Annotated in this window: 12 protein-coding genes; 8 read left to right on the forward strand and 4 right to left on the reverse strand. The window is 71.0% G+C overall.

From position 1 onward, the window contains the following. Positions 1-70: 70 nt before the first annotated feature. From H9X80_RS07670 to H9X80_RS07695, 6 genes are all read left to right on the forward strand, one after another. The gene (locus H9X80_RS07670) at positions 71-481 is read left to right on the forward strand and encodes a hypothetical protein (RefSeq protein ID WP_204793756.1); all 411 of its coding nucleotides are present in this window, start codon (positions 71-73) and stop codon (positions 479-481) included. 129 nt (positions 482-610) lie between these two features. Then, positions 611-1663, forward strand: a complete 1053-nt coding sequence (locus tag H9X80_RS07675) for an ABC transporter substrate-binding protein (RefSeq protein WP_204793757.1) — start codon at positions 611-613, stop codon at positions 1661-1663. Between the two features lie 68 nt (positions 1664-1731). Further along, positions 1732-2460, forward strand: a complete 729-nt coding sequence (locus H9X80_RS07680) for an ABC transporter permease subunit (RefSeq protein ID WP_204793758.1) — start codon at positions 1732-1734, stop codon at positions 2458-2460. Continuing rightward, the gene (locus H9X80_RS07685) at positions 2457-3233 is read left to right on the forward strand and encodes an ABC transporter ATP-binding protein (RefSeq protein ID WP_204793759.1); all 777 of its coding nucleotides are present in this window, start codon (positions 2457-2459) and stop codon (positions 3231-3233) included. The genes H9X80_RS07680 and H9X80_RS07685 overlap by 4 nt, the downstream gene beginning before the upstream one ends. A gap of 559 nt (positions 3234-3792) precedes the next feature. Then, positions 3793-4473, forward strand: a complete 681-nt coding sequence (gene coaE, locus H9X80_RS07690; RefSeq protein ID WP_204793760.1) for a dephospho-CoA kinase — start codon at positions 3793-3795, stop codon at positions 4471-4473. Positions 4474-4552: 79 nt separating this feature from the next. Then, positions 4553-5095 (forward strand): lytic transglycosylase domain-containing protein, encoded by a 543-nt coding sequence (locus tag H9X80_RS07695; protein ID WP_342590896.1) that lies wholly within the window; start codon positions 4553-4555, stop codon positions 5093-5095. Positions 5096-5173: 78 nt separating this feature from the next. Here the strand turns inward: H9X80_RS07695 and H9X80_RS07700 are convergent, their stop codons facing one another. Continuing rightward, positions 5174-7495 carry a tetratricopeptide repeat protein gene (locus tag H9X80_RS07700; protein WP_204793762.1) on the reverse strand — a complete coding sequence of 774 codons (2322 nt, stop codon included), beginning with the start codon at positions 7493-7495 and terminating at the stop codon, positions 5174-5176. 178 nt (positions 7496-7673) lie between these two features. Between H9X80_RS07700 and uvrB the strand changes: the two genes are divergently transcribed. Next, entirely contained in the window at positions 7674-9920 is a 2247-nt protein-coding gene (gene uvrB, locus H9X80_RS07705; RefSeq protein WP_204793763.1) for an excinuclease ABC subunit UvrB, read from the forward strand. Between the two features lie 107 nt (positions 9921-10027). Then, positions 10028-10312: a PTS sugar transporter subunit IIB gene (locus tag H9X80_RS07710; RefSeq protein WP_204793764.1), complete on the forward strand. Its 285-nt coding sequence runs from the start codon at positions 10028-10030 to the stop codon at positions 10310-10312. Between the two features lie 61 nt (positions 10313-10373). Here the strand turns inward: H9X80_RS07710 and H9X80_RS07715 are convergent, their stop codons facing one another. From H9X80_RS07715 to H9X80_RS07725, 3 genes are read right to left on the reverse strand one after another with little or no spacing between them, the layout of a single operon-like run. After that, on the reverse strand, positions 10374-12047 hold the full coding sequence (locus H9X80_RS07715; protein ID WP_204793765.1) for an NAD(P)/FAD-dependent oxidoreductase: 1674 nt from the start codon (positions 12045-12047) through the stop codon (positions 10374-10376). Between the two features lie 39 nt (positions 12048-12086). Next, positions 12087-13304, reverse strand: coding sequence for an NAD(P)/FAD-dependent oxidoreductase (locus H9X80_RS07720; RefSeq protein ID WP_342590897.1), 1218 nt, complete (start codon positions 13302-13304; stop codon positions 12087-12089). 1 nt (position 13305) lies between these two features. Beyond that, a complete protein-coding gene (locus H9X80_RS07725) occupies positions 13306-14196 on the reverse strand; it encodes an Mrp/NBP35 family ATP-binding protein (RefSeq protein ID WP_204793766.1) in 891 nt (296 codons plus the stop codon). Between the last annotated feature and the right edge of the window lie 166 nt (positions 14197-14362).

Consider the following 14362-nt stretch of genomic DNA (forward strand, 5'->3'; position numbering starts at 1 on the left):
GGTGTACAAACGCGCCCAAAGGGGTATCTAAGTCAGGTGTCGAGAGGGCCTGCGGACGAGAGGACGGACGATGGCGGCAGGGGACTGGCAGCGCAAGGTGGCCGAGTGGCTTCGGGGGAGGCAGGGCCCCGACGACCTCGTCGTCTTCTGCGTCGACCTCGCCCTCGTCATCCTGGTGGTCAACATCTTCCTGCGGGTGAGCTGGCTCGGGTGGCTGGCGCTGGTGCTCGTGGTCTACGCGATGTTCCGCATCCAGTCCAAGAACCTCGCCAGCCGCGCACGTGAGAACGAGGCCTTCCTCAAGGCGCTCGGCCCGGCGCGCCCCTGGCTCCAGAACCCGCGCGCCGCGTGGTCGGAGCTGCGCACCTACAGGCACGTCCGCTGCACCGCCTGCAAGCAGAAGATCCGCGTGCCGCGCGGCAAGGGGAAGCTCCGCGTGACCTGCCCGAAGTGCGGCACCAAGTTCGAGGTGCGCTCCTAGGCGGCCTGCCGCAGGGCCGCGGACGGACTCATTCAACCGCCCGCCTAATACCTCGGCAAGAGAACCGGCGAGAAGAACCTCCCCGTGCTATCGTTGCTTGGTCTGAACAACGTGCACGGGGAGGTCCTCATGTTTGATAGAAGAAGGTTCCTGCAGGTCGCCGGCGGTGCTGCGGCTACGCTCGCACTTGCCGCCTGCAACGGCGGCACCCAGGCCGACGCGCCGGCCGACGCCGCGGACGCCCCCGCCGACGACGCCGCAGAGGAGGAGGTCGCCGAGCCCGTCGCGGTGCGCACCGCCGCGCTCAAGGGCCCCACGGCCATGGGCCTGGTGCGCTTCATGAGCGAGGCCGACGCCGGCAACGTGGCCGACAACGACTACACCTTCAACATCTACGCCTCCGCCGACGAGGTGACCCCGCTCATTGCCCAGGAGGAGGTCGACATCGCCGCGGTGCCCGCCAACCTCGCCTCCGTGCTCTACAACCGCACCGAGGGCGGCGTGCGCGTCATCGCCATCAACACGCTCGGCGTGCTCTACATCGTGGAGCAGGGCGACTCCGTCCAGAGCGTGGCCGACCTCGCCGGCAAGACTATCTACGCCTCCGGCAAGGGCTCCACGCCCGAGTACGGCCTGGCCTACATCCTTGAGAAGAACGGCCTCACCATCGGCGAGGACGTGCAGGTGGAATGGGCGAGCGAGCACTCCGAGGCCCTCGCCCAGCTCATGGCCGACCCGAACGGCGTGGCGATGCTGCCGCAGCCCTTCGTGACCACGGCCCAGATGAAGAACGACCAGATTCGCGTGGCGCTCGACCTCACCGAGGAGTGGGACGCCGTGCAGTCCGGAGACGAGCAGAGCTCCATGATCACGGGCGTGGCCGTGGTGCGCTCGGCCTTCGCCGACGAGCACCCCGCCGCGGTCGACGCGTTCCTCGGCCACTACGCGGAGTCGGTCGACTTCGTGAACGACAACGTGTCCGAGGCCGCCCAGCTCGTGGGCGACTACGACATCGTCACCGCCGAGGTGGCTGAGAAGGCCCTGCCGGAGTGCAACATCGTCTGCATCACCGGCGCGGACATGAAGGAGCAGCTCTCCGGCTACCTCGCGGTTCTTGCCGACCAGAACCCCGAGGCCGTGGGCGGGGCCGTTCCCGGTGACGACTTCTACTACGGTGCCTAGTGCCCACCCGGCCCACAGATGCCCCTGACGCGCCCGGGCGCCCCCTCCGCAGGCGGTGGGGCGTCCGGGTGCTTGCCGTGTGCGCGTGGCTCGTGGCGTGGCAGCTGCTCGCCTGGGCCGTGGACGTGCGCATCGTGCTGGTGGGCCCCCTCGAGGTGGCGGCGCGCCTTGGCGAGCTGGTGCTGACGGGGGAGTTCTGGGCGTCGCTGGGCCTCTCGCTCGGTCGCATCCTCGCGGGCCTCGTGGCGGGGCTTGCCCTCGGCACGCTCCTGGCCGCGGTGGCGAGCCGCGTGGGCGCGGTGCGCGAGCTTCTGGCCCCGGCCATGGGGGCGATCAAGGCGGTGCCGGTGGCGTCCTTCGTGATCCTGGTGCTCCTGTGGGTCTCCTCCCGCTGGCTCTCACTGGTGATCGCGTTTCTCATGGCGCTGCCGATCGCCTACACCAACGTCCTCGAGGGCATCCGCCAGACCGACCCGCAGCTGCTGGAGATGGCGCGGGTCTTCGGCCTGTGCGCGTGGGACCGCGTGCGGCTCGTCTACGTGGCGCAGGTGCTGCCGTACTTCCGAGCGGCCTTCTCGCTGGCGCTCGGCCTCTCGTGGAAGGCGGGCATCGCCGCTGAGGTCATCGGCCTGCCTGACCTGACGGTGGGCGAGCACCTCTACGACGCCAAGGTCTACCTGGACACCCCGAGCCTCTTTGCCTGGACGGTGGCCATCGTGGTGGTGTCCGTGTGCCTGGAGGCGCTCGTGGGGCGCGTGCTGAACCGGGCCGTCGCGCGCTGGGAGGCCCGGCCATGAGCGCGCGGGCAGAGGGGGACGTGGCGACGAGGGCCGCGACGGGGGCGCCCGGCGCGCGGGGCGCCGCCGCGGAGGCAGCCGAGCTGGGCGCCGCCGCACGGGGCGCCGCCGCACGGGGCGCCGCCGCCTTCGAGCTCCGTGACGTCGAGAAGAGCTTCGGCGCGCTCCGGGTGCTTGCAGGTGCGTCCGCGCGCTTCGAGGCCGGGCGGGTGCACGTGCTCACCGGGCCCTCGGGTGCCGGCAAGACCACGCTGCTGCGCCTGCTCGCCGGGCTCGAGCGGCCCGACGTCGGTGAGGTCAGGCGTGCAAAGGGCCTGCGCCTGGCGATGACCTTCCAGGAGGACCGCCTGCTCGAGAGCCTCACGGCCACGGCCAACGTGCGCCTGCCGCACGCCCGGCTGCGGGGCCGCGAGCTCGAGGCGTTTCTCGCCCGCGAGACCGAGGCACTCCGCGCGGTGGGGCTGCCGGTGGACCGTCGTCCCGTGCGCGAGCTCTCCGGTGGGCAGCGTCGGCGCGTGGCCATCCTGCGCTGCGTGCTCGCCGACGCCGACGCCCTGCTCTTCGACGAGCCGCTCAAGGGCATGGACGAGGGGACCGTCGCGCGCGTCATGGGCTACGTGCGGCCGCTCCTGGCGGGGCGAACGGTGCTCTGGGTCACGCACGACAGCCGCGAGCTCGACCTTTTGGGGAAACCTGTCGTCTGGCGCGTCGACGGCGGTCGTGTGAGTCCGGGAGCGACGAGCAGCGGGGGCGGACCCAGCTCCCCTAGGTAGCTTTTTGGCCACATATCGGGTAATGCGGTGCCGCTATGGGCCACATATCCAGATATGACCAAATTTGACGTGATGTTGTGCTACATATCCGGATCTGTTGGGATGCTACCTGCGTGTTCATTACGTACTCTTTTGTTGTTGGCTACAAGTCCAGATATGTGGCGACACGGGGCCACACGTCCGGTTCTGTGGCGACGAAGGGCGCCGCACTTCCCGAAATGTGGCAATTACGGCTTACATATCCGTAAATGTGGCCCACCCAGGTGCCTGCTCCGGGAGCCATGTCGGACGTGAAGTGGCCCATCCGAGTGTATGCGAGGCGTGGCTCTCGGCGCGCGGGGACGGTACCCTCGGCGAGAGATGCAAGCGTATCCAAATAAAATAGTAATCCATTACAGCGATGTCATCTGCAGGCTGTTTGTTTGTCGCAGTCAGATGACGAGGAGGACAAAGGGGAAGGTCCCATTTAGCTCATTGCATGAGTTGAGGGGGTCTGCTCCCTTTTGACCCGCGCACTTGTGCGATGATAGGAGCTTGCCTACAAGAAGGAGCCTGCATCATGCATGTCATCTATCTCGCCGGGGGCATCGCCTCGGGCAAGTCTACCGTCGCGCGCGTCATGAAGGAGCTCGGGGCCGAGGTCATCGACCTCGACGACCTCTCCCGCCAGGCGCTCGCGCCCTGGTCCCCGATCATCCCGAAGATCGTCGAGGAGTTCGGCGAGGACGTCCTGCGCTCCAACGGCCTGGTCGACCGCGAGAAGCTCGCGGCCCGCGCCTTTGCCACGATGGAGCGCTCCGTCACGCTCGAGGAGATCGAGCTGCCCGTGATCGACGACCTGCTGCGCATGAGCATCGCCAAGCTCCGCGACGAGGAGACCGCCGAGCGCGAGAAGAACCCGGACGCCCCCGAGAAGATCGTGGTGGTGGAGATTCCACTGCTCGACCGCATGCGCGGCTCGTTCGACATGGCTGACGAGATCGTGGGCGTGCTCTGCCCGCTGCCAGCCCGGCGCGCCCGCGCCATCCAGCGCGGCATGAAGCCCGGCGACTTCGACTGCCGCCGCGAGAAGCAGCCGACGGACTTCTACATCAGGGCCCACGCGAACTACGTGTTCAACAACATCCGCCCGATGGACGTCTTTGAGCAGCAGGTCCGTGACTGGTGGAAGAGCCGCGAGGAGGCCGGCTGGGCCCCCGTGCCCCGGGGTGGCGTGCATGGCGACGTCGAGAAGGCGTAGCAGGCGCCCGCACAGACGTCCTCGTCCGCACAGCCGCACGAGCACGCGCTTCGCCCGCTGGTTCAGGGCGCTGCCCGTCGTGGTGATCGCCCTTGCGCTCGTGACCTGCGCGTTTCTCAACGGGACCTCCACGACGCTCACCCGTGAGCTCTTCTATCCCGTGAGCCACGCCGAGACGGTCCAGGAGTCCGCGGAGCGCCACGGCGTGGATCCCTACCTCGTCTGTGCCGTGATCAAGTGCGAGTCGGACTGGGACGAGTCGGCGCGGTCCTCCGCAGGCGCCGTGGGGCTCATGCAGCTGATGCCGGAGACGGCGCAGAGCCTGGTGGACCTTGGCGTGGTCGACGGGGCCGCCTACGACCCGGCCGACCTTGAGAACGCTGAGGTCAACATCGAGTACGGCTGCGCCTACCTGGGATACCTCCAGGAGCACCTCTCCTCCCAGGAGGAGGTCGTCGCGGCCTACAACGCCGGAATCGGGGCGGTGCAGGGGTGGCTTGCCGACGGCGGGACCATCTCGGAGGAGATCGAGTACGCCGAGACGCGCGCCTACCTTGAGCGCGTGCTCTCCGCCTATGAGGGCTATCGGCTGAGCTACCCCGGTGGCATCACGGCAAGCTGAGGGCACAGGCTGGCGGCCTGGCTGCCGGCGGCCTGGCTGCGCCACGGCGACGGGCGCCTTCCGGGCGCGCCCGCCGCGCTAGGGCCTCACGAGCGAGTGCCTGACGTCGATGAGCGCGTCGTCGCGGTAGAGCTCTATCAGGGCACTCGCAAGCTGGCGCGCCACGCCGAAGAGCTCGGCGTCCGTGCAGGCCACGAGTGCATCGCGCAGCTCGAGGCGCAGCTCGTCGACCCCGCCCGCCGGCAGCCCGCCACGCTCCAGCGCGGGGACCACCTCGTCGTCGGCCAGCGGGCGAAGCCCCTCCTCCGTGCTCAGCAGGTCGGCGAGCTCGCTTCTCGCCTGTGGGGCGATGTCGGTGTGCAGGGAGATGGCGCGCTGGTAGCACGCCACGCAGAGGTCCCCCCTGCCGAGCTTCCACTCCATGAAGGCAAGGCGGTAGAAGCAGATGGCGAGGTCGCGCGCCGTAGAGGAGTAGCCGATGGCCTCCTTGAGCAGGTCGGCCGCCTCGAAGATGCGGGACTGCTCCTCGAGGCAGCGCACCTTGGTGAGCGTTGCGTCGGGCGTGACGGGCGCCACACGCATGAGCTCGTCGGCGTGGACGAGGGCGTCCTCGGTGCGCCCGAGGGCGTTGAGGATCCGCGACGCGTTCGCCAGGGCGCCGTAGTACTCGTCCGGCACAAGCCGCACCCGCCGCCCGTCGTCGTGGGCGGTGCGGTTGTAGTGGACGCGCTCCGCGGTGGAGTTGAAGTAGCGGTAGACGTTGTCGCTGTCGTCGAGATAGATGCCCATGTCCGTGATGGGGGAGAGCGCCCCCTCGAGCTCGGCGAGCGCCCCCTCGAGCTTCTCGGGGGTTATCTCGTCCTTCTTGAAGAGCGCCGAGGCACGCCGGGCCACCCGTGCGAGCTGCCCGCCGTCCACGAAGAGGTACGCGAGCGCGCGGCGGTCCGCGGTGTCCACGCTGCCCTCCACGAGCGCCTTGCTCGTGCGCTCGCAGGCCTCGGCAACCGTGAGGTCGTTGGTCGCGTCACGCAGGCCGACGAGCTTGGAGACCACGTCCTGCGTGCTTGTTCCAAGCTGCGCGACCATGCCGTTCCAAGCGGCGGCGCGCCCGGCCTTCTCCATGATCCCGAGGTCGCTCACACGTGCGGCGCCGCACGCGGTGCGCAGGGCTCCCTCCGTGGGCGTGTCGTCGAGCTCGACCTCGCGCCAGCGCCTCGGCGGGCAGAACGCGCCGTCGGTGAGGTGCGCGAAGGGCCGCACCGGCACGAGCCAGCCGTCCCGCCCCACCCGGTAGCTCAGGCAGCCGTCCGCGGGCAGCCGCCCCATCAGGGCGCCGCGGTCGCGCACGGCGGTGCGCAGGCGCTCGAGTGCCTCGCGGGTGAGGTCGAGCGAGAGCAGGGTGGTGTCGTCGCTGCCGTGCTCGTGGCAGTTGACGATCACGCGGCCGGGGGCGGGGAGCGCGTCCAGCCCGCAGCGCCCCACGGCAAGGCCGAGCCGCAGCGCGTAGGAGCGCGCCGCGTCGGCGCGGCCGGCGGCGTCGTCCGCAAGGAGCGAGAAGCACCCAGGGCCCGGGACTGCCACGCCCACGCACAGCATGCCGGCGCCGACGTTGCTCTGGTAGTCGACCTCAACGCGGAAGGGCGCCGGGAGGCTCTCGCAGCGGTCGGCGAGGCCGATCCGGCAGCGCCACTCGCCGCGCTCCTCGCCCTGCTCGAGGAGCAGCTCGCGGAACGTCTCCGTCTGGGCTGAGCGCGGCTCGAGGTCCGCCACGGCGGCAAAGACACGGCCGGCGCGCAGGGCGGCCTGCTCCGCGCTCGTGACCGGGGGACCGTCCACGCCCCGCAGGTCCTCGTTGACGTTGAGCGCAGCCTCCAGGCTCACGACCTGCTCGTACGTTCTGCCCTCGAGCGTGCCGTCCACGCAGGTGAGCCACCAGCGCCCGTTGCAGCGCAGCTTGTTGGCGGTGAGGCGCGGCGCGTCCTCCCACGCCAGGACGCCGACGCGCCCCAGCAGGGCGGCAAGCGTCCCGAAGTCCCCGTGCCCGGCGCCGTGGGAGGCGATGTCGCGCAGCGTGCCGACCACGTCGTCCGAGTGACGCAGCATGCCCTCGAGGTTGACCTGGGAGGCGGAGGCGGTAGGCTCGGCCGCCTCGGTGCTCTGGGCGCGCTCGTCTTCCTTCTTGCCGTGCCTGTGGTGCCAGGCGAGGAAGAGCGCGCCCAGGCCCACGGCGCAGAGAAGGACACCGGCACGCACGAGGGAGCGCCGGGCGACCCCGCCCAGGCTGTCTCCCTGGACGGCCGCCGCCACCACGACCAGGCAGCCCAGACAGATCAGGACTGCGTCGGCGATCTTGAAGCCGAGCGTCTCGTGGGTCTTGCGTCCGTTGTTGCGCGCCCTCATGCCGCCCCTCTCTCCGCTCCGCCACCCCTATGGTAGACGCGTCGCCCGTCCCTAGCATCGGTTTTGACGAAGTATACCCGAACACTTGTTTGAAATACAGCCATTGGGGTAAACTCTTTCCATCAGCGAGGGGGCGGCGGACGCGTCGCCCCCGTCAGACCTTCTGGAGGGGAGAGCCATGGCGCAGGCGGTTGACCCGGCGGTCACGGAGCGGCGCGAGCGCGTCGGCGGGGAGCTCGTGCGCTTTGGGCGGGAGCGCGGCGGTGAGCGCCTCACGGTGGTCTCGCCCTACGAGCCCGCCGGGGACCAGCCCCAGGCCATAGAGAAGCTTGCCGACGGGGTGGAGCGGGGCCTGCGCTACCAGACGCTCATGGGTGTCACGGGCTCGGGCAAGACCTTCACCATGGCCAAGACCATCGAGAAGCTCAACCGCCCCACGCTCATCATGGAGCCCAACAAGACGCTCGCCGCCCAGGTGGCCAGCGAGATGCGCGAGCTCTTCCCCAACAACGCGGTGGTCTACTTCGTCAGCTACTACGACTACTACCAGCCCGAGGCCTACGTCCCGCAGACGGACACCTACATAGAGAAGGACGCCTCCATCAACGAGGAGGTGGAGAAGCTCCGCCACCAGGCCACCTCGAGCCTGCTCTCCCGGCGTGACGTCATCGTGGTGGCCTCGGTCTCCTGCATCTACGGCATCGGCAGCCCGCAGGACTATGCGGGCCTCGCCCCCAACGTGAGCAAGGACGAGCCGCTGGAGCGCGACGACCTCATCCACGCCCTCATCGACATCCAGTACGACCGCAACGACTACGACCTCTCCCGCGGCACCTTTCGCGTGCGCGGGGACACCGTGGACGTCTTCCCGCCCTACGCGGAGAACCCCCTGCGCATCTCCTTCTTCGGGGACGAGGTGGAGCTCATCGCCGAGGTGGACAACGTCACCGGGGAGATCGTGCGGGAGTACGACGCGATCCCCATCTGGCCGGCGTCGCACTACGTGACCGAGCGGCCCAAGGTCACCCACGCCCTCCAGACCATATCCGAGGAGCTGGAGGAGCGCGTGGCCGAGCTCAAGGCCAACGACATGCTGCTGGAGGCCCAGCGCCTCGCGCAGCGCACTGGCTACGACCTCGAGATGCTCGAGACGATGGGCTACTGCAACGGCATCGAGAACTACTCGCGCCACCTGGACGGGCGGGCCCCCGGCGAGCCGCCCTACACCCTCATCGACTACTTCCCCTCGGACATGCTCTGCATCATCGACGAGTCCCACGTGACGGTCCCGCAGATCCGCGGCATGTACGAGGGGGACCGCTCGCGCAAGGTCACGCTCGTGGACCACGGGTTCCGCCTGCCGTCCGCCCTCGACAACCGGCCGCTGCGCTTCGACGAGTTCGAGGCGCGCGTGCCGCAGTTCATCTACGTCTCGGCCACGCCCGGGGACTACGAGGAGACGGTCAGCCAGCAGCAGGTCGAGCAGATCATCCGCCCCACGGGGCTTCTCGACCCCAAGGTGGACGTGCGGCCGGTGGAGGGCCAGATCGACGACCTCATCGCGGAGATCAAGGACCGCGTGGCGAGAAAGGAGCGGGTGCTCGTGACCACGCTCACCAAGCGCATGGCCGAGGACCTCACCGACCACCTCCTGGACGAGAGCGTCCGCGTCAACTACATGCACTCGGACACCGCCACGCTCGACCGCGTGGACATCATCAGGGACCTGCGCGTGGGCAAGATCGACGTGCTCGTGGGCATCAACCTGCTGCGCGAGGGCCTGGACATCCCCGAGGTCTCCCTCGTGGCGATCCTGGACGCGGACAAGGAGGGGTTCCTCCGCAACCGGCGCTCCCTCATCCAGACGATGGGCCGCGCGGCGAGAAACGCCCAGGGCGAGGTCATCATGTACGCCGACTCGATCACGGACTCCATGCGCGCCGCCATCGGGGAGACCGCGCGCCGCCGCCAGATCCAGGAGGCCTACAACGAGGAGCACGGCATCGTGCCCCAGACGGTGAGGAAGTCCATCACGGACGTCTCGTCGTTCATCTCCGAGGCCGAGGCCACGCTCGAGGGCAAGACACGCGACCGTCACGGCACCGGCAGCCACGGCGCCTTCGAGAGCCTGGCGGCCGGGAGCGAACCCGGCGCCGGGGACACCGCGCGCGACGTGGCGGCCGAGCTCGCCGAGCTTCCCGCCACCGAGCTGGCCGACGTGGTGGACGCCCTCGAGGAGGAGATGGCCGCCGCCTCTGAGGCCATGGACTTCGAGACGGCCGCCCGCCTGCGCGACCAGATCGTCGCCATCCGCACCAAGGTGGAGGGCGGAACCGCCGACGACGTGATCGCCCGTCTCAAGGCCGGTGCGCGCAAGGGTAGCGCGCACGCCACGCGCCGCCGCTACCGGCCTCACAAGAAGTAGGCGCCACCGGCACCCGCCTGCGCGGAGAACTGCCCGCGCGCCGTGCGCATGGGGCGGCGACGGCTTGGGTAGAATGGAGTCTGGTCAACAGGGAGAGGGAGGCTGAGATGGCAACGAAGATCGTCGTGGCATGCGGCTCTGGTGTGGCAACCTCCGAGATGGTGGCTGCTAAGATCCGGAAGCTCCTCGAGGGGGAGGGCGTCCAGGCCGACGTCGTGCCCGTCGAGGTCTCACGGCTTGACGAGGAGCTTGCGGACGCCGACGTCTACATCCCGGTCGTGCGCACGGAGGGCACCTATGACGTCCCCGTGCTGAACGGCGTGGCCTTCCTCACGGGCATGAACCAGGAGGAGGAGTTCTCCAAGCTGCTCGACATCATCCGCTTCGAGTAGCGGTCCCGCCCCGTCGGTCCCAGCGGCCGGCCGCCGACGCCCCCGGCACAGACCCCGGCGCTCAGGTCCGTGACGCGTACTCCGCCACGATCTTCTCGGCGGCGAGGATGCCGTCGGTGGCCGCGCTCATGATGCCGCCCGCGTACCCCGCGCCCTCGCCCACGGGCCAGAGCCCGCGCACGCTCACGCTCTGGCCGTCGTCGCCGCGCGTCACGCGCACCGGCGAGCTCGAGCGCGTCTCCACGCCGGTGAGCACGGCGTCGGCCGCGTCAAATCCGTGCAGGTGCCGGGCCATCTGGGGGATGGCGGCACGCAGAGTCTCGCTCACGTAGTCGGGCAGGCAGGGCGCGACGTCGCCCCAGGCCACGCCGCGCGGGTAGGTGGGCTGCACGCGCCCGCCCGCGCTCGAGCCCACGCCCCTCAGAAAGTCCCCCACGAGCTGCGCCGGTGCCACGAAGTCGCCGCCGCCCGCCGCAAAGGCCGCGCGCTCGCAGCGCCGCTGGAGCTCCACGCCGGCGAGCACGTCGTCACCGGGGAGGTCGTCCGGGAAGACGTTGGCGAGCAGGCCCGCGTTGGCGTTCGTGCCGGCGCGGTCCGAGAGGCTCATGCCGTTGGTGCACACGCCGCCCGGCTCGCTCGCTGCGGAGACCACGTAGCCGCCGGGGCACATGCAGAAGGAGAACGCGCTGCGCCCGGAGGGCAGGTGGCAGGAGAGCTTGTAGGGCGCCGCCCCGAGGGCGGGGTGCCCGGCCGCCGCACCGTAGAGCGCGCGGTCGACGTCCGCCTGCAGGTGCTCGATCCGCACGCCCATCGCGAAGGTCTTGCGCTCCAGGGCCACGCCGCGCTCCCGCAGGAGCTCGAAGACGTCGCGGGCGGAGTGCCCGCAGGCAAGGACCACGCAGCTCGCGGCCACGCGCTCCTCCCGCATCGCGCCGTCGGACCCCGTGCCCGCCAGCGTCACGGAGCGCACACGCCCTCCGGTCACGTCTACATCCGTCATGCGGCAGCGGCAGCGGACCTCGCCGCCGGCCTCCTCGATCTCCCGCACGATCTCGCTCACCACGCGCGGCAGCACGTCGCTTCCCACGTGCGGCTTGGCGTCCCAGAGGATCTCCCGCTGGGCGCCCGCCGCCACGAAGGTCTCCAGGATGAGGCGGTGCGCGGGGCTCCGGGTGCCGGTCTGGAGCTTGCCGTCGGAGAACGTGCCCGCGCCGCCGACGCCAAACTGTATGTTGCTCTCGGGGTCGAGGACGCCGGTCCGGTTGTGCGCGGCCACCACCTCGGCGCGCCGGGTCGCGTCGTCGCCGCGCTCTACGAGCAGCGGCTCGAGCCCCGCCCGGGCAAGGGAGAGCGCGCAGAAGAGCCCCGCGCAGCCCGCGCCCACCACCACGGGGCGCTCGCCCGGCCGCGCCGGGGCGCCCACGGGGTCGGGGAGGCGGTAGGGTGCCTCGTCCACCACGCGCACGTTCCTGTCGGCGTGGCGCCGGGCAAGGCGGGCGAGAAGCCCGCGCTCGGCCGCGGCCCCGCCGGAAAGCTCGGCACGCAGGGTGAACGTGAGATGGGCGTCGCCGTGGCGGCGGGCGTCGATGGAGCGGCGCCGGCGCTCGACGGTCGCAAGGTCCTTCTCGCCTATGCGCAGCTTGCGCGCGAGCGCGCGTCGGCAGGCGGTGAGCTCGGCGGCGTCAGAGCCGTCCAGCTGGTCGAGGGCTATGCGGATGCCTGAGATCTCGAGCATGGGTGCCTCCCTTTCGTAGGTGCACGGTCGGGTGCGGCGTCAGCGCGCCTGTGCGGCGGCCGCGCCGGCGACAAGCCCGCTCCGCCAGGCCCAGGCCAGGTTGAAGCCGCCGCAGGCGCCGTCCACGTCGAGCGCCTCGCCGCAGGCAAAGAGCCCGCGCGCCTCGCGCGCCTCGAGCGTCCCCGGCAGGAACTGCTCGGTCAGAAGCCCGCCGCGCGTCACCTGAGCGCGCTCCGGCTCGGCCGGGCCCGTGACGCGCAGGCGCAGGTCGAGCGCAAGCGAGACCACGTCGGCGCCGGTGGCCGCAAGCACGGACTCGATGGCGGGGTCGAGAAACCCCGCGCAGCTCCCGGCCCGCCCCGCGAGCCCGCGCGCGTCGGCCTCGTCGAGCATCCCGTCCGCAAACGCGAGCGACACCACGTCTCCCGGCCGTGCCGTGCGGGAGAGGTCGAACGCGACGATGCCCGAGATCCCGTACGGGCGGAAGAGCACCTCCCCGCGCTCGCGGGCCACCTCGGCGCCGTCGCGCAGCAGCCGAGCGCACGCGTGGGCGCGGCGCCCGTCGAGGTCGGCCAGACTCAGCGCGGCCCCCTGCGGCTCGCACGCGAGCGCGCAGAGCACGGGCCGGAAGGGGGAGCACGCCAGGCCGAGCGACCTCGTCAGCGCCTCGCCGCCGCCCGCGGCAAAGACCACCGCGCCCGCGCGCAGGCTCCCGGAGGCCACCGCGCCCTCCGCGCCCGCCCACGTCACAACCCAGCCGCCGTCCGCGTGCGCCACCGAGGTCACCTCGCGTGCCGGGGCCAGCGTGGCCCCGGCGCGACCCGCGCGGGCGAGCAGCACCGCGCGCACGCTCGCCGCCTGGCGCGAGCAGGGGTAGAGGCGCCCCTGCTCTTCGAGGACCGTCTGGAGCCCACAGGCGTCAAAGAACGCGAGGACGTCGCCCCGGAACCGCGCGGCGTCCCCGCAGACGGCCTCCACGAAGGCGGGGTCGTTGTAGCGGTCGGGGCAGAGGCGGGCGTTGGCGAGGTTGCAGCGGCCGTTGCCGGTGGCAAGGATCGTGCGCCCGCACTCCGCGGAGCGCTCCAGCACCACCACGCGCGCTCCGGCCTCTCCCGCGGCGATCGCGGCGGCCAGCCCGGCGGCGCCCCCGCCGACCACGGCGACGTCCGCCGCGTCCGGCAACCGCACGGCCGCGGCGACCGCCAGGGCCGCCTCGCGCGCCTTGGACCTCGAGGTTCTTCTCGCCGGGCGGGCCACGCTAGGCGTCCTGGCCGGCCTGGCCACCGCGTACCGCGTCCACGAACTCCGCGGTGCGCACCACCATGTCGGTGGCCTCCTCGAGCAGGCCCTCGGGCAGCGCGCGCTCGAAGGTGCCGTTGTCGCAGGCCGCGGCCAGCGCCGGGTCGATGCCCAGCTGGCCGAGGGCCTCAACGTCGAAGGCCTCGGCGGTCTCGGCCAGGCGGCTCGGCCCGTAGGGGTAGATCTTCTCGCCGCAGTGCGGGCACTCGACGTAGGCCATGTTCTCCACGAGGCCGATCACCGGCACCTTCATGAGGTTGGCCATGTTGACGGCCTTGCCGACCACCATCTGCACGAGGTCCTGCGGCGAGCTCACGATGACCACGCCGTCGACCGGCAGGGACTGGAACACCGTGAGAGCCACGTCGCCGGTTCCCGGGGGCATGTCCACGAGCAGGTAGTCGAGCTCGCCCCAGGCGCACTGGCCCCAGAACTGGTTGATGGCGCCGGCTACCACCGGGCCGCGCCAGAGCACCGGGTCGCTCTCGTGCTCGAGCACGAGGTTGGCGCTCATGACCTTGATGCCGCCGGCGGTCTGGTTGGGGACGAGCAGCTGGTCCACGGCGTGGGCCCGCTCGCCCGCAAGGCCCATCATCCGCGGGATCGAGGGCCCGGTGATGTCGGCGTCGAGGATGCCCACGCGCGCGCCGCGGCGGGCCAGGTTCACGGCAAGGATGCCGCACACGAGCGACTTGCCCACGCCCCCCTTGCCCGAGACCACGCCGATCACGTGGTGGACGTTGGAGCAGTCGTTCTGCTCGACCTGCTGGGGCGCCTGGGCGGCCGTCTTGCCGCCGTGCAGCGTCTCGTCGACCTCCTGGCGGAGCTTCTCGCGGTCCTGCTGGTTCATGCGTGTTCCTCTCCTGGGCGCCTTCCCGGCGCAAGCGTGTCATGACACCGATTCTACCCAAGCGCGGGGCCGGGATGGTTCATACTTGGCTCAGCGGGGCCGCCGGCCCTCCGCCGCCTGGGCGCAGCCCGCCCGGGGCGCCCGCCCCCAAGGCCCGCGTGTCGCC

Origin of the sequence: Olsenella profusa (genome assembly GCF_016900315.1) — a bacterium.
Classification (GTDB): domain Bacteria; phylum Actinomycetota; class Coriobacteriia; order Coriobacteriales; family Atopobiaceae; genus Thermophilibacter; species Thermophilibacter profusus_A.

What these genes read in the sequence shown, in the direction of transcription:
- H9X80_RS07700 (WP_204793762.1), bottom strand. Translation starts at nt 7,495, where the DNA reads ATGAGGGCGCGCAACAACGGACGCAAGACCCACGAGACGCTCGGCTTC.
- H9X80_RS07675 (WP_204793757.1), top strand. Translation starts at nt 611, where the DNA reads ATGTTTGATAGAAGAAGGTTCCTGCAGGTCGCCGGCGGTGCTGCGGCT.
- H9X80_RS07715 (WP_204793765.1), bottom strand. Translation starts at nt 12,047, where the DNA reads ATGCTCGAGATCTCAGGCATCCGCATAGCCCTCGACCAGCTGGACGGC.
- H9X80_RS07685 (WP_204793759.1), top strand. Translation starts at nt 2,457, where the DNA reads ATGAGCGCGCGGGCAGAGGGGGACGTGGCGACGAGGGCCGCGACGGGG.
- H9X80_RS07710 (WP_204793764.1), top strand. Translation starts at nt 10,028, where the DNA reads ATGGCAACGAAGATCGTCGTGGCATGCGGCTCTGGTGTGGCAACCTCC.
- coaE (WP_204793760.1), top strand. Translation starts at nt 3,793, where the DNA reads ATGCATGTCATCTATCTCGCCGGGGGCATCGCCTCGGGCAAGTCTACC.
- H9X80_RS07725 (WP_204793766.1), bottom strand. Translation starts at nt 14,196, where the DNA reads ATGAACCAGCAGGACCGCGAGAAGCTCCGCCAGGAGGTCGACGAGACG.
- H9X80_RS07670 (WP_204793756.1), top strand. Translation starts at nt 71, where the DNA reads ATGGCGGCAGGGGACTGGCAGCGCAAGGTGGCCGAGTGGCTTCGGGGG.
- uvrB (WP_204793763.1), top strand. Translation starts at nt 7,674, where the DNA reads ATGGCGCAGGCGGTTGACCCGGCGGTCACGGAGCGGCGCGAGCGCGTC.